Source organism: Aliidiomarina soli, assembly GCF_003986975.1.
GTDB lineage: Bacteria > Pseudomonadota > Gammaproteobacteria > Enterobacterales > Alteromonadaceae > Aliidiomarina > Aliidiomarina soli.
The window spans coordinates 223,955-242,810 of sequence record NZ_PIPO01000002.1 but is presented as its reverse complement, the minus strand read 5'-3'; the positions used below and the strand labels follow the sequence as shown (position 1 = coordinate 242,810).

Here is an 18,856-nt window from a genome sequence, read left to right as displayed (position 1 = left end):
ACTTATGATTGATTCATTTATCCGTTTCGCCATTCAACGTCGTTGGCTGGTGATTGCGGCAACATTGCTTGTTGCAGTACTTGGCGTTTATAACACATTAAAACTGCCAATTGATGCGGTCCCTGACATTACCAATATTCAGGTACAAATAAATACTGAAGCTGCGGGCTATTCACCATTAGAAACAGAACAGCGCATTACCTACTCGGTGGAGAATGCGATGGCCGGTATTCCCAATCTCGATTACACACGTTCGATATCACGTTATGGGCTGTCTCAAGTGACCGTGGTGTTCGAGGAAGGTACTGACATTTATTGGGCAAGGCAGCAAATTAGCGAACGCTTACAGATGGTTCGTGGTGAATTACCAAATAATGTTGAGCCTGCCCTTGGGCCCATCGCTAGCGGATTGGGTGAGATATTCACCTATATTGTGCGAGCACAGCCGGGCTCCCGGGACGAACAGGGCCAGCCTTATACCGCCGAATCCTTACGTACGCTGCAAGACTGGGTGATTCGTCCCCAGTTAGTGAAAGTGCCAGGGGTTACTGAAATCAATACCGTCGGTGGCTATGAGCGCGAATACCAGGTGGCACCTATTCCCGGCAACATGTTGGCTTACAAGGTGTCTGTCGCTGATATTTTCGAAGCGTTGCAGTTAAACAACGACAATGTCGGTGCCGGTTATATCGAGCGAAATGGGGAGCAGTGGTTGGTGCGCTCACCTGGGCAGCTAGCATCTTTGGACGATATTGGCGACGTGGTGATCACCAAACGTGATGATGCGCCAGTGCGAGTAAGGGATGTTGCTGAGGTCTATTTTGGTCAAGAGCTGCGTACGGGGGCTGCAACTGCAGATGGTGAAGAGGTGGTGCTTGGCACCGCTATGATGCTAATCGGTGAAAACAGTCGGATTGTCTCCGAAGCAGTTGCTGAACGATTGCAAGAGGTGCAACTGAGTCTCCCTGACGGTGTCATCGTAGAACCGGTCTATAACCGCACGACGCTAGTGGAAAAGACCATTGCGACCGTGGAAAAGAACCTTTTCGAAGGCGCGGTATTGGTGATTGTTGTGCTGTTCCTGCTGCTGGGAAATGTGCGTGCTGCGCTTATTACTGCGCTGGTGATCCCGTTAAGTATGCTGTTCGCAGTTACCGGAATGACTGCCAATCGAGTTTCCGGCAACTTGATGAGCCTCGGCGCAATCGATTTCGGTATTATTGTTGATGGCGCCGTTATTGTTGTTGAAAACGCACTGCGTCGCCTTGGCCTGGCGCAAAAGCGATTGGGTCGGCTACTAACCACCAAAGAGCGGTTAAACGAGGTTTTTGAAAGCACTCGCGAAGTTTTCAACCCCGCGGTTTTCGGTGTACTTATCATCATGTTGGTGTACCTGCCGATATTCGCACTCAGTGGTGTCGAAGGTAAAATGTTCCACCCAATGGCGTTTACTGTGGTATTTGCTCTGTTGGGCGCTCTCATTTTATCGATGACCTTTGTGCCCGCCGCGATTGCCATTTTCGTAAAAGGGAAGGTTAATCACGACGAAAACCGCATTATGCGGGGGGCTCGTCGGTTGTATGAACCGCTCTTAAGGGGAACGCTCAAGCAACCCTTACTCATCATTGTTATCGGGTTTAGTTTATTTATTGGTTCGCTCTATCAAGCATCAAAAATGGGCACCGAATTTCTGCCCCAGTTGGATGAAGGGGATGTTGCTATGCATGCACTCCGAATTCCGGGGACAGGATTACAGCAGTCCGTCGATATGCAATTGCAGCTTGAGTCAGTCATTGCTGAGTTCGATGAAGTAAAGCGGGTCTTTTCGAAAATAGGTACACCGGATGTCGCAACAGACCCCATGCCTCCTAGCGTGGCGGATACCTTTATTATTCTAAAACCCCGGGATGAATGGGCTGATTCGTCGAAAACTAAAGATCAGTTCTTAACTGAACTGCGTGAAGCGGTTGAACAACTGCCCGGGAATAAGTATGAGTTCACGCAGCCTATCGAGATGCGATTCAACGAGCTTATTGCCGGCGTTCGGGCTGATTTAGCAGTGCGTATTTACGGTGATGATCTTGAACAACTTAAAAGACTGGGCGATGAGGCGGTGCAGATCATCCAGGGGGTTAGCGGTGCAGTCGACGTTCGTGCTGAACAAACGACAGGCTTACCTACGTTGTCTATTGCCCCGCAACGTGATCATCTGGCGCTCCTAGGCTTGACGGTTTATGACGTGCAACGGGCGGTGCAAAGCGCTGTTGGAGGGCTCGAAGCGGGCACTATTTTCGAGGGCGACAAACGGTTTCGACTTATGCTCCGCCTGGATCAATCCTGGCGCTCCGATATTGACTCATTGAAGCGTCTGCCCGTTGCTGTTCCCGAAGCCGACAATCCGGAGCTTCGGTATGTGCCGCTTGGTGAAATTGCCGACGTTGAACTGACCGTTGGGCCGAATCAAATCAATCGTGAGAGCGGCAAACGTAATATGGTTGTCAGTGCGAATGTGACTGACCGTGATCTTGGCTCATTTGTCGGTGCCATTCAGGAGCAGCTGCAATCTGACTTGTCGCTTCCTGCGGGATACTGGATTGACTACGGCGGCACGTTCGAGCAATTGCAATCTGCATCGCAACGGCTGGCGATCGTGGTTCCGCTAACACTGCTGCTAATTTTTGGACTGCTATACAGTGCCTTTAACTCACTGAGCAATGCTTTGATTATATTCACTGGTGTGCCCCTGGCGCTAACTGGCGGTATTCTGGCGCTCACACTGAGAGGAATGCCGCTGTCAATTTCTGCCGCTGTCGGCTTTATTGCACTATCCGGTGTTGCGGTGCTAAACGGCGTGGTAATGCTATCGTTTATTCAGCAGCTACGAAACGGCGGCAAGACCATCATTGAGGCGGTGTTTGAAGGTGCACGCCAACGACTGCGGCCAGTACTCATGACCGCCCTGGTCGCTAGTTTTGGCTTTATACCCATGGCTTTCAACACAGGTACTGGCGCTGAAGTACAACGGCCGCTGGCGACCGTAGTGATTGGTGGGATTGTTTCTTCAACACTGCTGACCCTGCTCGTCCTTCCTGCGCTGTATCTACTTATTAATAAGTTACGACGATTGCCGTCGTCATCATGATATTTTAAAAACGGAAGTTGGGTCTTCGGGCTCAACTTCCTCTTTAACGTCAAAGGAAGAATGAAACCTCCCAAGAGGAAGAAATTCAGCGGCAAAAATAATTCTATCCGGCATACTAAACAATTTATTTTTATTTACTAAATCTATTTTTACTGCTAATTAAAATGAAATGAAGGGCAACGTCACCGCGGGCTCTAACGGGTTATCTGCAACCACAGGTGCTGGATACGCAACTGGTATATCAGCAACCTCAACTGGAGGTATTACTGCAGCCACCAAGTTTACGGTGCCAGGCTGCGAAGTTAAATCCGAGTGCGGAAAATAGGATGTGAATAATTTAATAAATATAATGTACTTTTTAACATTTATCTTTTTTCTGATCTTTATTATTAGCGCAATAGCTTCATTAATGGATAGAAAAGTAATCCGCAGAAAGCTCAAGCATGCAGAGTTTGAAAAATATTACGACTACTTCCCTACCGAATCAACTCAAACCAGTATAGTGAGTACATGGAAGGTTCTGGGGCTATTTGTTTTTGGGAAGTGGAAGGACATAGAGTCCCCCGAACTACTCCACCACCTGAAAAGACACAGGCGAATCGAAGTCCTGGCAATTTCAAGCTTTTTTATTGCCCAATTTTTCTTCCTGCTAGCCTTGGCACTTAGCGAAGAGTTAAATGCCTTCTAGAATAACTAAGGTTGTTAACACATGAGTTATATAATAAATGCTCTCGTCTTATTGGGATTTGTCGGGCTATTTAACTTCTTTGCGCTCTGGATCCCAGTTCTTTTTATCAGAAACGCTATAAAGAAAGAGCTCAAAGAGACTGACTATGAGAAATACGACCAAGTATTTGCCAGGGATCTACTTCATCAAAGTATCAGCACGTCCAAAAGAGAAGAGAGTTTTTTCAAAAGAAAAGATTGGCCTGATATCAATTCAGGCGACGTTAAACGCTCCTTACGAACTCAGAAACGATTAGAGTGGATTGCCAAATGGAGCTTCATTGGGTTCATCATCTGTTACGTTCTGGTGATGATCTTAAGCACGATTTTTAATCGCTGAACCCTTCTAACACTGCGACACCAACGGGGTGCGTTCTATAAAAGCTTAGTCTGAGTTGACCTGGAGGTAGCCAGTAGAACTGGGAACCTCCGGGCCAACTCGATGTTAGTACTTAATGTCATGCCCGTCCCAGCTCCGCTACGACAGCCACCATCATTCGTGGCTGTAATTTAACTGGTAGTCGAAGACTCCTCCAGCCGCTCCCGGCGTCGTAAAATGCGGCCGAATAGCCGGACTAGCAGCCCTTTAAAATCGTCCAGTATCAGATACAGACAAGGTACCAGCAGCAGGGTAATCATGGTGGCAAAAAGCACTGCAAAAGCGAGTGAAATAGCCATCGGGATTACGAACTGCGCCTGCAGGCTCTTCTCAAACATAATCGGCAGCAGGCCGAAGAAGGTGGTCAGTGAAGTCAGGATAATCGCCCGGAAGCGTTTTCTACCGGCACCCATGACTGACTCATACATAGACAGGCCCTGACTGCGTGCATAGTTTACGTACGAGGTCAGTACCAGACTGTCGTTAATAACCACACCAGCAGCCGCAATAATGCCGAAGAAAGACATCATCGATAAGTCATAGCCGAGAATGAAGTGCCCCCAGACGGCGCCGATCATGCCGAACGGTATCACCGACATCACAATCAGCGGCTGTGAGTAACTTTTCAGTGGAATCGCCAGCAAGATAAAGACAGCCAGTAAACCAGCGACAAAGAACATCACCATCTCCGCAGCCTGTTGCTGCTGCTCGGCAAAGTCCCCACCCAGCTCAGTCCTTACACCGGGAAAACGCTCGAGTAATTCCGGCATAATGTTCTCGCTTACGGCAGTCGCAACCTCACCGCTGGTCGTTACGGCCTGGTCAACACTGCCGAAAACGCGCACAGTGCGGAACCCTGACTCACGGTTTACCCGGGCAACGCCTGGCACTTCCTCCAACTGAGCCACATCACCAAGCATCACAAAGTCGCCATTAGCTAAACGAATACGGGTGTATTCCAGCTCAGAAATTTGTTCGCGGGTATCACGTGGGTACCGCACCATGACCCGTACTTCATCGCCATCGCGGATCATACGCTGAGCTTCTGCCCCATAAAAACCGTGGCCAACCTGAGCCACAATCGTGGCTGGTGTCAGACCTAATTGATGAGCCCTTGGTTTTAGCGCAATATTGAATTCCCGGGCCGAACTATCAATGGTTGAACTAATATCAATAAACCCAGGAATACGGCGCAGTTCAGCCGCCAGCCAGTTACCGGCGTCATTCAACTGATTCAGATCACGAGCAAACAGACGGTACCCTAAATCACCGTCGCCCCCACCTGACATCACCGAATCATAAATCGTTAACTCACGCAGGCCGGCAATCTCTGGCATGGCTTCACGCCAGCGGCGGGATAGTTCAAACGAGTTATAAGGCCGGTCGTCTTCCGCTACCAGGGTCATGAGTATACGTCCCTGGGTCTGGCCATTGAGGAAAGCCAGGATATTGACCATCATCGGCTGACCAAACTCTTCCTGACTTTCCGCTTCGACCTGATGAAACATTTGCTCAAGCGACTGCAGTGCGGCCAGCGTTTGCTGTTCCGACGCGCTCTGATTCATTTCAAAGTTAATCGACGGGTAATCGTGGGATACTTTCGGCTGACCCACATTACGCACATGGCCCGAAGTAATCAGGCTCATACTGATAATAAATAAGGCTACGAACACCGCAAAGGTCATATAACGATGAGAGATACAGCGGTGTAATAACGGCTGATACACATTATTTATAAACGCCTGGAAGCGTCGGTTAAAGCGGGCACGAATATCATTTTCTTTGAGTGGCTTGAGCTTGGTATGTGCAAGGTGAGCTGGCAATATCAGCTTTGACTCAATCAAACTAAAAATAAGACAAAGAATGACCACCCCGGCCAACGGCTTAAAGAAAGCCGCGTCCATACCCTGCGTCATCAGGAAAGGCGCAAATACCGCTATCGTCGTAAGCACTCCAAAGGTGGCCGGAACCGCTACGTGCTGCGCTCCACGTACCACATTATCAATACTGTGCCCGTTGGCCTCGGTTTCAGCATAAGCGCTTTCCCCGGTCACTATGGCATCGTCGACCACAATACCGAGCACCATAATAAACGCGAACAGCGAAATAATATTAATGCTGATACTAAAGAATGGCATTAACCAGAATGCACCTAAGAAGGCAACCGGCAAGCCCAGCATGACCCAAAACGCGACCCGCATGCGTAAAAACAGCATTAGCATCAGGAACACCAGGACACCACCCTGCAGCATATTGGTCAGCATCATAGTCAGCCGCCCATTGAGGTAGTAGGTCATATCAACCAGTACATTCAACTCAAAACCAGGCGGCAGATCGGTATTTTTCCACTCCACATAGTCATTCACTGCACCCGCCACATCTGGCAGCGACTGCGAGCTGCTTGCATTTACTGCCATAAATGCCGACGGCTGACCGTTATAACGCATGTAGTTAATACGCTCTTCAAAGCCATCATGAATGGTGGCGATATCACCCAGGTACACGATTTCGCCCTGGTTACCGACAATCACCGGAATCTGCGCGAAATCATCGCCACGGTATGCCCGCTGTTCAGAACGAATCGCAATCATGCCCGATTCGGTGCGTATATTACCGGCCGACAAATTATCCGAATACTGACGGATCGCGGTGGCTACATCCTGTAGCGTAATCGCGTATCGACGCAGTGTTTCGGGAGCAACTTCAACCCCTATTTCCCAGGCTGGCATGCTGTTGAAGTCGACAAAACTGACATTGTTCAGTTGCAGCAGTTCGCGCTCGATATCACGGCCCATTTCTTTTAGCTCAATGGGGTTGTCACTTCCGGTGAGTACCAGTTCTACCGCCTGCTGACGAAACTCAACCTGGTAAATGGTCAAAGGCTCCATTCCCGCAGGAAAGGTAGCAATTGAATCGATATTTAACTTCACCTGATCCAGACGCTGGCTTATATCTTCGCCTTCATCCAATTCGATAGAGACCTGCCCGCCACCGCGCCAGGCCACGCTGCGCACGCGTTTGATGCCTTCGACGTCCTGCAGTGCCTCTTCTACCTTGATCAGGATGCCTTCTTCAATTTCCTGTGGCGCGGCACCGCGGAAAACACTATTCACATGAATATAGTTAACTTCCATTTGCGGAAACATCTGCCGCTGCGCGGTCGCATAACCAATCAGGCCAAGCACGATGATAAACACCATCAATAAGTTGGCAGCCACCGGGTTATTGGCAAACCAGGCAATAATACCAGTAGGCCGCGGCTGGTCCTGAGTCACATGGTTTTGAGTCATCGCTTTTACTCCTGCGCTGTCAGCGTATCTTCAGCTACAGGGCGAACTTTCATGCCATGCTGCGGGAAATTAGGCGGCATCACTACCAGCGTATCTGTGGCGGAAATGCCTTCTGTAATCAATACATCGCGACCTTCTTTACGCAGAATATTAACCTGCTGGCGCTGCAGTGTATTGTCATCGCTAACCAGCCATATGCTGTCCCGCACCAGAGCTTCCTGAGGTAAACGGTAGACTTGATTGAGCGATTGCCCTTCAATATTAACCGCCACAAACTGGCCAAAGCGTAAGGTAGGTTTATCGCTATGTAAGCCATAAGGGTCGTCAAGGCTGGCGACTAAACGTGTCATCCGGGTCTGAGTATCGACAATGCCTAAATCCCGCACGATGCTGACTGGCCGCGGGTCTGTTAGGGTGTCGATATACGCCTGACTACCCACCACTTGTTCCTGTAAAAACTGCAGATCAAAACTAGCGATAGGTAAATGAATTTCCGCCCGTTCCACGTTATAAATTTCCCCCAGGGTGGTTCCCATAGAAACTACCTGCCCTACCCCGGTATTGCGCGACCTGACTAATGCATCATACGGCGCTCTGATCTGAGTTCTGTCTAAATCTCGTTGCGCTTTTTGCAAACCGGCTTCAGCCGACTTCACAGCAGCTTCTGAGCTTTGTAACTGAGGTAATCGTAAAGCAAGTGGGGTTGGGTCCTGAGTGTTACGCCATTCCTCCTGTGCAACACGAGCCAGGGCCTGGTCTTCCTGCAACTGAGCCTGTGCTGCAGCCAGATTCGATTCGGCACTAAGCAGTGCGGTGCGATAGTCGGAATCGTCGAGCCTCACCAGCACTTCATCTTTGCGTATTAAACCACCTTCGATGAAATTTTCATGAAACGCGATAACACGCCCTGTCACTTCAGGTGTTAAGGTTGTTTTCTCCCGCGGCTGCAGTTCGCCCCAAGACGTCACGCTAAATTGATGAGATTCAGGATTGATGTTACGCACCGTCACAACAGGCCCGGGTGAGGCTTCGTTGACAGGCTCAATCGGCGGTGTGCCAGTTGCATTTATCACCGCCGCACCCGTAATACCAATAACAATTACAGCAACGGGTAATGAAATTTTCAGCCAGGTTTTCATACATTCCTCTGGTACACTAACTCAGTTATATTAAGCGCAGGATAAAGGCTCTTGTACGGTTAGGCGAGCAATATAATGTTAGAAGTTGTAACAGAAAGATGAGACCGGGCTACGACTAACCCTTTATTATGAGCGTACAACCCACTCGGGGTCAGCAAACTCGCCAAGCGGACGGATTTCACAATAAGGCGCTGCGCTGCGAATAATCTCTGCGACCTCTGCATTATGCTCTGATTCCATCGCGTCCCGCGCTGCTTTACTTTCCCAGTGAGCTATAGCAATCAACACCTTAGGGTCATCCAGCTTACGGTGCAGCTCGGTACCTAACGCGCCGGGTGCACGTTGAATAATGGCACTGGCTTTTACCCAGGCATCGGCATATTGCTCCGCGGTATGCCCGTCTTTGATGCGTACTTCAAAAATATATTTCACCTGGTCTCCTCCCTAACTAGTACTCAACTCGTTATCCAGTACATTTACTCACTGTGCCGCAGGGGTCAAACAAGCAAGCCGGACAAGGGTCCGGCTTTTAGATTCAGACGTCAGTACTAAATCAGCTCAATACCACCGCCAAAGCTGCGGTAAATACTCACTAAACGGATAAAGCTTTGCTGTTGCAATTGTGCCAGCTGGTCGCGACTTCGCAGTAGCTCGCGCTCCGCGTCGAGCAGCTCAAGAAACTCTCCGGTGCCCGCATCATAACGCTGACGGGCAATCTGCACGGCCTTATTACTGGCCTCCCACTGCAGTTCGGAGCTTATTTGCTGCTCCCTGCTCAAATTATAGCTGTTAAGAGACAACTGCATTTCGTTAAGGGCATTGAAGACCTGCTGCTCAAATTGAGCAAGCGCCATTTGCGAACTCGCCTCGGCCTGGCGAATGCGTGCTTTTACCGATCCTAAATCAGCCGCCTGCCAACTCAGGGTCGGCGCCACTGACCAGCTTTGGGTTTCACTCCCAAGGGTTAAGCCTGGCCCGGAAACGAACCCCAGAAATCCATTCACTGACAAATTGGGGTAGAGATCCGCAGTGGCAACACCAATTTGTGCCGTGCGCGCCGCCAGTAAGCGCTCAGCACTGGCTACATCAGCGCGATAGCGCAGGTAGTTTTCACCATCCACGACCGCCACCGGTTTTTTCAACGCAGGCAAATCGGGCTCCGCCTCAAGGTCTAGCTGGCCGGGCTGCTGCGCTAGCAAAGCCGATAAGGTCGCTTCAGCCGTTAACAGTGCCACCCGATGCACTGGCACCGACGCATGTATCTGATATAACTGTGCGTCGATTTGCGCCACTTCCAGCTCAGAGGCCATACCGGCCTCTAGCCGCGCCAGCACAATAGAACGGCTTTGCTGTAGGTTCTGCAAATTTTGCTCTGCCACCACTAACCGCAACTGAGCACCCCGGTATTCACCATAACTGGTAGCCACCTGGCTTATAAGCTGCACCTGAGCATCGTGCCAGAGAATGTCGGCCTGTTGCGCTTGTGCTTCAGCCGCTTCGCTGGCGCGGCGTAACTTGCCAAACAAATCCAGGTCCCAGCTTACCCGGGCTCCGGTACTATACCCCCGGGTGATCACACCATTATCGTTTGTGGCCAGAGTCGCATTCTCACTGGCCTGGTAACCAGCATCCAGGCTTCCACCAGGCAGACGGTCAATCTCGGCATTGCGAAATACAGCATAAGCCCGGTCTACGTTGGCTCTGGCTTGCGCCAGAGTTCGATTCTCCATAAGCGCGTGGCTAATGAGCCGGTTTAAAACCACATCATCGAATGCCAACCACCAGCTTTGCGCTTGTTCAGCCTGCTGATAGGGACTGTTGAAACTAATATCGTCTACTGCTTCCGGCGTTTGGTAATCCGGCCCCACAGCGCAAGCGCTTAATGATGCCACCAGCGCGGCGATAACTGTGAGCTTTAGTCCACTAACCATGACTTACCTCCTCATTATTTGTCTTTGCTACAGCTGCCTGCACTTTGTCACCGCGCTTCGCCAACATGTAATAAAACAGCGGGGTTAAAATTAAACCGAAGATTGTCACACCTATCATGCCGGAGAATACCGCCACCCCCAGCGCCTGACGCATTTCTGCCCCGGCCCCGCTGGAGAACGCCATCGGCACCACACCCATAATGAACGCGATAGAGGTCATCAGAATTGGCCGTAAGCGCAGGCGGCTTGCCTCCAGAATTGCGTCCATGGCGTTCATACCATGGTCTTGCAGCTCTTTAGCAAACTCTACAATTAAGATGGCATTTTTGGTCGCCAACCCAACCAGTACAATCAATCCAATCTGGGTCAGGATATTGTTATCGCCCCCATAGATCATGACGCCGCTCAGCGCTGATAACAGAGTCATGGGGATAATCAAAATAATCGCCAGCGGTAAGCTCAAACTTTCGTACTGCGCGGCGAGCACCATGAACACCAGCAGAATAACCAGCGGGTAGACAAACATCCCAGCATTACCGGCCTCAATTTGCTGATAGGTCAGTTCGGTCCATTCATAGGTCATACCGTTGGGCAGGGTTTCAGCCAAAATACGCTCAATCGCTGCCTGTGCCTCACCCGTACTGTAGCCGGGTGCCGCCCCACCATTTATTTCCGCGGTGGTGAAGCCGTTGTAATGCATCACCCTGTCTGGCCCTGCGGAATCAGTGACATTTATAAAGGAGCCAAGCGGCACCATGTCACCCTGCAGATTACGCACTTTTAGCTGACTGATTTGCGCCGCGCTTTGGCGGAATTGCTCGTCAGCCTGCATATTCACCTGATAGGTGCGGCCAAACTGATTGAAGTCATTCACATACACCGAGCCCATATAAGCCTGTAGCGTCTGGAACACTTCATCCAGCGCAACGCCTTGCTGTTTAGCTTTGGTGCGGTCGATATCCAGATCCAGTTGCGGCACATTCACCTGATAACTGGAGAATACCCCCGCCAGTTCTGGTGTCGCCCAGGCTTTTTGCATGACCTGCGTGGTGACGTTGTACAGCTCTTCATACCCGTGGTTCGCGCGGTCCTGTATTTGCAACCTGAAACCACCGATGGTGCCCAGCCCCTGGACTGGCGGGGGTGGGAAGATAGCAATAAATGCATCTTCAATACCGGCAAATTTCTGGTTCAGTGCCGCCGCTATCGCGTTACCAGACAGCTCCTCACTCTCCCGTTCATCGAACCCGTCGAGCCCGACAAAGACGATGCCGGAGTTAGGGCTATTGGTAAAACCGTTAATGCTTAATCCAGGAAACGCTATCGAGTTAGCTACCCCTGGATGATCCAGGGCAATACGCGACATTTCTCTGATTACGTCGTCGGTACGCTCCAGCGAAGCGGCATCCGGTAACTGGGTGAAAGCGACCAGGTACTGCTTGTCCTGACCTGGCACGTAACCGGTCGGTGTGGTTGCAAACTGCAGCCCGGTTACGCCGACCAGGGCAACATACATCACGCCGACAATGACGCCATAGCGAATAACCTTTTTCACCAGCCAGCCGTACCCGCTAGATAAGCGGGCAAAGAACCGGTTGAAAGGATTAAACAGCCAGCCGCCAAGTACTTTGTCCATACCGCGGGTTAACACATCTTTTTTCTCGCCCGGGCCTTTTAAAAGTAATGCTGACAGTGCAGGGCTCAGGGTTAAGGAGTTAATCGCCGAGATAAAGGTCGAAATAGTAATAGTTAACGCAAACTGTTTATAAAACTGCCCGGTTAACCCTGACATAAAGGCTGTCGGTATAAACACCGCCGCCAATACCAGTGTGGTGGCCACAATAGGCCCGGTCACTTCTTTCATGGCTTTTTGGCTAGCCGCCAGTGGTGACAGGCCTTCGCTGATATTACGCTCAACGTTTTCCACGACTACAATGGCGTCATCCACCACGATACCGATGGCCAATACCAAACCGTATAAGGACAATGCATTGATCGAAAAGCCGAGCAGGTGCATAAAGGCAAAGGTACCCACCAAAGACACCGGCACCGCGACCAGCGGGATAATAGAAGCCCGCCAGGTTTGTAAGAACAAGACCACCACCAGCACCACTAACAGCACTGCTTCAAGTAAGGTTTTTACCACTGCTTCTATTGAACCGCGCACAAATACTGTCGGGTCATAGACGATGTCATAGGCTAAACCTTCCGGGAAATTTTCGGACAGCTCACTCATTCTGGCGCGTACATCATCCGAAATTTGAATAGCGTTGGAGCCGGACGCCTGAAAAATAGGCAGTGCAACGGCGTCTTTGTTATTCAGCAGCGAGCGCAATGCATAGGTGGAGGCACCCAGTTCAACCCGGGCCACGTCTTTTAACCGACTGACTTCGCCATTGGCACCCACTTTGATAATAATATCTTCAAACTCTTCCTCGGTGGTTAAACGCCCCTTCACATTAATCAGCAGCTGAAATTCAGCATCTGCGCTGGGCTGTGCGCCGAGACTACCGGCTGCAGCCTGCTGGTTTTGCTCCCGGATAGCAGCCGTAATTTGCGCCGGCGACAGGTCCAGTGCCGCTACTTTGTTCGGGTCGAGCCAGATGCGCATGCTGTAATCGCCAGCACCGAATAAGCGTACGGCTCCCACGCCTTCAATCCGCGCCAGTTCGTCGCGAATATTTAGTGCGGCGTAATTAGACAAGTAAAGCATGTCATACCGGTCATCCGGCGACGTTAAATGCACCACCATGGTTAAATCAGGAGATGATTTTTCCGTCACTACACCCAAACGCTGCACTTCCTGCGGCAGACGCGGCATAGCTCGATCAACCCGGGCCTGAACCTGGGTTTGCGCTAAGTCGACATCGGTGCCAATGGCAAAGGTAATGGTTAAGGTCATCCGGCCATCAGAGGTAGCCTGTGATGACATATACAGCATGCCTTCCACGCCGTTGATTTCCTGCTCCAATGGCGAGGCGACGGTTTCTGCGATCACTCTCGGGTTGGCACCCGGGTAGTTAGCGGTCACCACCACCGTAGGCGGTACCACTTCAGGGTACTCAGTAATAGGTAGTTGCCATACGGCTATCGCACCGGTAATGAAAAACAACAGTGAGATAACCGCGGCAAAAATGGGTCTTCTGATAAAAAACTGCGAGAACATAACGCTTTCCTTAATCCTGATTCGCCGCACGGTCTGCCTGTGCAGTCAGTGCTGTACTGGTCTGATCCAGTAATTCCTGCTCTTCCCGTAAACCACTTATTTGCTCCGCGCTTGCCATGTCCACCAGTCTCGGCTCGATCTCCATATTTGGCATCACACGCTGCAGCCCGTTAACCACAATTTTGTCGGTCGGGGTTAAGCCTTCGCGCACTATGCGCAGTCCGTTCAGTTTCTCGCCCAGAGTTACTGAACGGTATTCCAGCTGGTTATCGTCATTTACCACCAGCACAAACTTGTTGTTCAAATCGGTGCCTATTGCTTTTTCGTCAATCAAAATGCCATCGTAGCTTTCGCTGCCTGCCAGTCTGATGCGAGCAAACAGACCCGGTAACAGGTTGCTGTCGTTATTGGCGAAGCTGGCCCGGATACGGATAGTACCGGTCTGCTGATTGACCCGGTTGTCAACGAAATCAATGCTGCCGGAGTGGTGGTAACTGGTGTCGTTGGCGAGCGCCATGTACACCGGATTTGCACTCGCATCGCGGGTGTCAGCCCTTTCACCTGCATCTGCCAGGCGGGCATATTTGAGGTAACTTTGCTCGTCGACATCAAAGTAGGCGTACATTTTATCGGTCGACACAATGCTGGTTAGCTGACTCTGGCCGGCGTTCACATAGTTTCCGGCGGTTACCATTGCGTAAGACACCCGTCCACTAATCGGCGCAGTGATATCGGTGTAACTAAGCTCCAACTCGGCGCGTTGCAGCGCGGCCTCGACGGAGGCTACCGTGGCGGCGGTTTGTTGCTGACGTGCTAAGCGGCTATCCAGTAATTCCGCCGAAATAGCCCGCGCGGTACTTAATGTTTCTGCCCGCTGATATTCGTTAGCAGCGTGGCTGGCGGCGCTCTGTGCAACTTGCAATTCGGCTCGCAGCCGAGCCACTTCGCTAGCAAAGGGCCGCGCGTCGATTTGCAGCAGCAAGTCGCCTTTTTCCACCAGTGCCCCTTCGCTAAAGTGAACTTGCTCGATATAACCCGATACCCGGGGTATCAGCTCTACCGTTTGTGGTGCCTGTAGACGGCCAGTAAACTCATCCCACTCGGTGATCCGCTCATAGACCACTTCTGCCACGCTCACCTGAGGGGCCGCTGGCGCCTGACTCTGACTAGCTGCTTCCGGATTGCCACAAGCAGCCAAAATGACAGCCACGCTGCCTAACATAAAAGTTCTTATTGAGTTCTTAGTGCTCATGACGATTTCTCCAATTTGTTCCTGAAAACAGCAAACGATAAATTAAAAATTGCTACTTGTGTACCGAGCGGTAAATATATAAGACAGAGAAATTCCGTCAACTGATTTTTGTAACGATCGGTAAATAAATTTTGTTATATGTAAGACGAATCTGGTCTAAAACAGATCCGCACTGCTACAGTTCAAAGTAAACACCGGGTCGGCAGGGGGACCGTCAGGCTACCTCATCAGTGTACGTAGGGAGTCGGCTATGTTTAATGCCGAATACTTGAGAGTCTTTGCCTGAAACTACAGCAAGCACTTTCCGACACGAAAACTGAATGCCAATCCAGACTGTCGATTCCAACGTACTAAAGTTACATTTATACTACACGGTAAATAATCCTTGCTAGACACTTGCTAGACAAAGGTGGGGCGGATTGTTTACTATACAAACAGTTTTGGGAATCAGGAGCTGAACAATGCCATCCGTAAAGTCATTCGCAAGTTGCACTCCTTGTATTGGTCGCCCACGCGCCTTTGATATCGACGCCGCACTGGAAAAAGCGCTGGAAGTGTTCTGGCGTAAAGGCTATGACGGCACGTCACTAACCGATTTAACCGACGCGATGGGCATCAATAAACCCAGCTTGTATTCGGCCTTTGGCAATAAAGAACAATTGTTTTTAAAGGCGATAGAGCTATACGAAAGTCGTCCTTGCGCTTTTTTCCTGCCCGCTTTGGAAAAACCCACTGCATATCAGGTGGCCGAGCATATGTTGTATGGCGCAGCGATGAATATGACTGACACCAACCATCCGCAAGGGTGTGTCATCGTGCATGGCGCCTTGTCTTGCAGTGAAGCAGCCTCAACGGTAAAAGAAGCCCTTCTGAGCCGCCGGGTAGAAGGCGAGCAGAAACTGAGAGAGCGTTTTAAGCAGGCCAAGGCAGAAGGTGACTTACCCGCGCATGTCGACCCCGACGTGCTGGCCCGATATCTGGGAACTGTGCTGCAAGGAATGGCGATTCAAGCCAATAATGGTGCCAGCACCGACGACTTACGTCAGGTCGCCGCAATGACATTGCAGAGCTTCCCCAGAAATAATCAGATTGCCTGATACTCCACACTTATTACCTATTCCTCTAATCCTGCGATGAGAGAATAGGCAAAGCAAAGTCCGCTGATTATACTTTGGTTATCACTACGATGGAGAACCAAAGATGACTGATGACCGCGAGTCTTTGCGCCAGAAAATGCTAGTTCCGGTGTTGAAAGCTATTGATTCACCGGGCTTAACCAGCACCCGCATACCCGGCGTAAAACTGTACCGTAGTGATGACCTGACCACAGCGGCGCCCGCTATTTATGAGCCCAACTTATGCTTAATCCTGCAGGGAGAAAAAGAGGTGTGGCTGGGCGACGAGCTTCTGGAGTACGGTGAGCTTAGGTATCTGTTAGCGCCCGTCGCATTACCGGTAACCTGCAAAATTATTACTGCGAGTAGGGATAAACCCTATCTGGCGTTAAGCGTCAGCCTGGACTTAGATGAACTGACAGATCTTGTGATTGATATGCCTCGCAAGAGCACAACTGCGGAAACCCCCACCCGCGGTATCGCTGTTGGCGATGCTGATTTAACACTTATTACGGTTTTCCATCGACTGATCGAGCTGCTCGAATCACCGGAGGATATCCCGGTCGTGTTACCGTTAATCAAGCGTGAGCTCTTATACCGCGTGCTGCTTAGCCCTTTAGGCAGCCGCCTGCGGGAGTTCGCCCGGGTTGACAGTCAGGCCTATCGCATTAGTAAGGTGACCGAAATATTGCGCGCGCAATATAAGCAGCCACTGCGGATTAAAGAGCTGGCCGAGGCCGCACATTTAAGTGAGTCCGGGCTGTTTCAGGCTTTCAAGGCCGTGACCTCGATGTCCCCGTTGCAGTTTCAAAAGCAACTGCGCTTAAATGAAGCCCGCCGTATTATGCTCTACGAAGGGGCAGAAGCGTCCACCGCCAGCTACAAAGTCGGCTATGAAAGCCCTTCCCAGTTCAGCCGGGAATACAGCCGGCTATTTGGCGCGCCACCGAGAGCCGATGTGACCCGCTTCCGCCAATCGCTGTGACCTATGATCAGTTACTCAATTCATCATCCAACGCAGTCGCTCGCTGCGCCGCTGGGCGAGCTTCGATTCGCTCGACATAACTTTTAAATGACGGCCGCTCTTCCAGGGTTTTAAAGTGCATACCCCAGCTAATATGGCTACCTACATACACATCGGCCGCAGTAAACTGCTCGCCGCAAATAAAAGGCCCTTTGCTAATCGCCAGCTCAAGCGCCGCCACAATATCGTCGTGCGTCCCAGAACCGATCATTTGCCGGTTTTCATCAAGGTTCCAACCACAGGCCTTCGCAGTGGTTGCCATTTCTAGCGGCCCTGCTGCAAAAAATAACCAACGGTAATAAGTACCACGTTGAGGGCTATCTATCGGCGGCGCCAGGTTCTTTTCTGCAAACTGATCCGCCAGATAGGCACAAATAGCGGCCGTTTCAGTGACCACAAGGTCACCATGCTGAATAGCCGGTACTTTACCTAACGGGTTGATTTTTAAGTACTCAGGCGTCTTCATCTCACCTTTGTAATTGAGCACCTTGGTGGTGTAAGGCACACCAACCTCCTCCAGCATACGCCGGACAATACGAGCCCGGGATTCAGGGTTGGTATAAAAAATCAGTTCTTTGGTGTTGTTTTGCATCATCCTGTTCCTTTTGTTGTGGGTTTTACGTCTGTTGAGAACTATATTGGCTATATAGGTCACTATTGGCCCTATATAAAATATATTTTGCACATTTATTTTTAGCACGAATGCAAAGGACAGACATGACCGGCCCGACAACACGAGTCTTAGCTTTACTGGAGTTACTACAGTCGCACAGGCGCTTGAATGGTAGCGAGCTGGCGCAAATGCTGGGGGTGGATAAACGCACGGTCAGGCGTTACATCACCGCGCTTGAAGAGTTAGGTATTCCGGTAACCACAGAGCAAGGGCCCCATGGCGGTTACATGCTGGTGGCTGGCTATAAACTGCCACCGATGATGTTCACCCACGAGGAAACCCTCGCTCTCTCGTTAGGGCTGCTGGCCGCAAAAACACTCCAGTTTACTGATGCTTCTCCTGCCTTGAACAGTGTTCAGGCGAAGCTTGAGCGCGTTATGCCCGCGCACATTCAGGCGCGCGCTCGCTCCATTACCCAACACACCAATCTGCTTTTGCCAGACACCGGCGTACCGCAGGAGCAGTCGCTGCTCATGCCATTAATGGAAGCCATAGAAAGTCAGCGCCGGGTCATGGTCATTTATATTGGTAAAGACAAAACCCGACTGGAACGTGAGCTGGATCCCTATGGCATGCTGTATCGCCTCGGCCATTGGTATATTGGCGGCTTTTGCCACTTACGGCAGGCGCTGCGCACGTTTCGACTGGACCGACTGGCAACGGTAACAGTACTCAAAGCGACTTTCGAAAGGCCAAACAACTACAACGCCGCCGACCATTTCAAACAAAGTCTGTGCGCGATGCCCGGCAACCTGAAGGTTCGTGTTCAATTGCACACCGATATCGACACAGCCAGCAAAGAACTCGGGTCAAATGCCATGCTGCTGCATCAGGAAGGCGACTCGGTGTTCATTGAAACCACGGTCGACAGCGCCTACTGGTTCGCATGGTGGCTCTCTCGCCTGCCCTTTCCCTTTACCATTTTAAGCCCGCAAAGCCTAAAACAAGCCTTGCGCCAGCGCGCCGAACAGCTTCTCAGTTACTGCTAGCGGCAAGCCTGAAAGACTCCCCCCGGTGGA

Annotated in this window: 12 protein-coding genes; 5 read left to right on the top strand and 7 right to left on the bottom strand. The window is 50.9% G+C overall.

Translation table 11 applies throughout. The annotated features are described in order from the left end of the window. Positions 1–4 precede the first annotated feature (4 nt). Positions 5–3,142 (top strand): efflux RND transporter permease subunit, encoded by a 3,138-nt coding sequence (locus CWE14_RS04745; RefSeq protein WP_126798349.1) that lies wholly within the window; start codon positions 5–7, stop codon positions 3,140–3,142. A 328-nt stretch (positions 3,143–3,470) separates the two neighbouring features. After that, positions 3,471–3,830, top strand: a complete 360-nt coding sequence (locus CWE14_RS04740) for a hypothetical protein (RefSeq protein ID WP_126798348.1) — start codon at positions 3,471–3,473, stop codon at positions 3,828–3,830. 548 nt (positions 3,831–4,378) lie between these two features. Here CWE14_RS04740 and CWE14_RS04735 read toward each other — a convergent pair. The 6 genes from CWE14_RS04735 to CWE14_RS04710 form a co-directional block, all read right to left on the bottom strand. Beyond that, positions 4,379–7,537 carry an efflux RND transporter permease subunit gene (locus tag CWE14_RS04735; RefSeq protein WP_126798347.1) on the bottom strand — a complete coding sequence of 1,053 codons (3,159 nt, stop codon included), beginning with the start codon at positions 7,535–7,537 and terminating at the stop codon, positions 4,379–4,381. Positions 7,538–7,542: 5 nt separating this feature from the next. Beyond that, complete coding sequence (locus CWE14_RS04730; RefSeq protein WP_126798346.1) at positions 7,543–8,676, bottom strand: efflux RND transporter periplasmic adaptor subunit; 1,134 nt, start codon at positions 8,674–8,676, stop codon at positions 7,543–7,545. 126 nt (positions 8,677–8,802) lie between these two features. Continuing rightward, on the bottom strand, positions 8,803–9,108 hold the full coding sequence (locus CWE14_RS04725) for an antibiotic biosynthesis monooxygenase family protein (protein WP_126798345.1): 306 nt from the start codon (positions 9,106–9,108) through the stop codon (positions 8,803–8,805). 116 nt (positions 9,109–9,224) lie between these two features. Continuing rightward, the gene (locus CWE14_RS04720) at positions 9,225–10,607 is read right to left on the bottom strand and encodes an efflux transporter outer membrane subunit (RefSeq protein ID WP_126798344.1); all 1,383 of its coding nucleotides are present in this window, start codon (positions 10,605–10,607) and stop codon (positions 9,225–9,227) included. Further along, positions 10,600–13,773, bottom strand: coding sequence for an efflux RND transporter permease subunit (locus CWE14_RS04715; RefSeq protein WP_126798343.1), 3,174 nt, complete (start codon positions 13,771–13,773; stop codon positions 10,600–10,602). The genes CWE14_RS04720 and CWE14_RS04715 overlap by 8 nt, the downstream gene beginning before the upstream one ends. Before the next feature lie 10 nt (positions 13,774–13,783). Further along, on the bottom strand, positions 13,784–15,025 hold the full coding sequence (locus CWE14_RS04710) for an efflux RND transporter periplasmic adaptor subunit (RefSeq protein WP_126798342.1): 1,242 nt from the start codon (positions 15,023–15,025) through the stop codon (positions 13,784–13,786). A 461-nt stretch (positions 15,026–15,486) separates the two neighbouring features. Between CWE14_RS04710 and CWE14_RS04705 the strand changes: the two genes are divergently transcribed. Both CWE14_RS04705 and CWE14_RS04700 read left to right on the top strand, forming a co-directional pair. After that, on the top strand, positions 15,487–16,122 hold the full coding sequence (locus CWE14_RS04705) for a TetR/AcrR family transcriptional regulator (RefSeq protein ID WP_126798341.1): 636 nt from the start codon (positions 15,487–15,489) through the stop codon (positions 16,120–16,122). Between the two features lie 103 nt (positions 16,123–16,225). Further along, a complete protein-coding gene (locus CWE14_RS04700; RefSeq protein WP_126798340.1) occupies positions 16,226–17,125 on the top strand; it encodes an AraC family transcriptional regulator in 900 nt (299 codons plus the stop codon). A 7-nt stretch (positions 17,126–17,132) separates the two neighbouring features. On the opposite strand, the gene CWE14_RS04695 is transcribed toward CWE14_RS04700, so the two are convergent. Next, positions 17,133–17,756: a glutathione S-transferase family protein gene (locus CWE14_RS04695; protein WP_241972323.1), complete on the bottom strand. Its 624-nt coding sequence runs from the start codon at positions 17,754–17,756 to the stop codon at positions 17,133–17,135. A gap of 125 nt (positions 17,757–17,881) precedes the next feature. Between CWE14_RS04695 and CWE14_RS04690 the strand changes: the two genes are divergently transcribed. Further along, entirely contained in the window at positions 17,882–18,826 is a 945-nt protein-coding gene (locus tag CWE14_RS04690) for a helix-turn-helix transcriptional regulator (RefSeq protein WP_126798338.1), read from the top strand. Positions 18,827–18,856 lie beyond the last annotated feature (30 nt).

Excerpts from the sequence above, each read along its gene's own strand:
- CWE14_RS04745 (WP_126798349.1), top strand. The coding sequence starts at position 5 with ATGATTGATTCATTTATCCGTTTCGCCATTCAACGTCGTTGGCTGGTG.
- CWE14_RS04735 (WP_126798347.1), bottom strand. The coding sequence starts at position 7,537 with ATGACTCAAAACCATGTGACTCAGGACCAGCCGCGGCCTACTGGTATT.
- CWE14_RS04730 (WP_126798346.1), bottom strand. The coding sequence starts at position 8,676 with ATGAAAACCTGGCTGAAAATTTCATTACCCGTTGCTGTAATTGTTATT.
- CWE14_RS04720 (WP_126798344.1), bottom strand. The coding sequence starts at position 10,607 with ATGGTTAGTGGACTAAAGCTCACAGTTATCGCCGCGCTGGTGGCATCA.
- CWE14_RS04715 (WP_126798343.1), bottom strand. The coding sequence starts at position 13,773 with ATGTTCTCGCAGTTTTTTATCAGAAGACCCATTTTTGCCGCGGTTATC.
- CWE14_RS04710 (WP_126798342.1), bottom strand. The coding sequence starts at position 15,025 with ATGAGCACTAAGAACTCAATAAGAACTTTTATGTTAGGCAGCGTGGCT.
- CWE14_RS04705 (WP_126798341.1), top strand. The coding sequence starts at position 15,487 with ATGCCATCCGTAAAGTCATTCGCAAGTTGCACTCCTTGTATTGGTCGC.
- CWE14_RS04700 (WP_126798340.1), top strand. The coding sequence starts at position 16,226 with ATGACTGATGACCGCGAGTCTTTGCGCCAGAAAATGCTAGTTCCGGTG.
- CWE14_RS04695 (WP_241972323.1), bottom strand. The coding sequence starts at position 17,756 with ATGCAAAACAACACCAAAGAACTGATTTTTTATACCAACCCTGAATCC.
- CWE14_RS04690 (WP_126798338.1), top strand. The coding sequence starts at position 17,882 with ATGACCGGCCCGACAACACGAGTCTTAGCTTTACTGGAGTTACTACAG.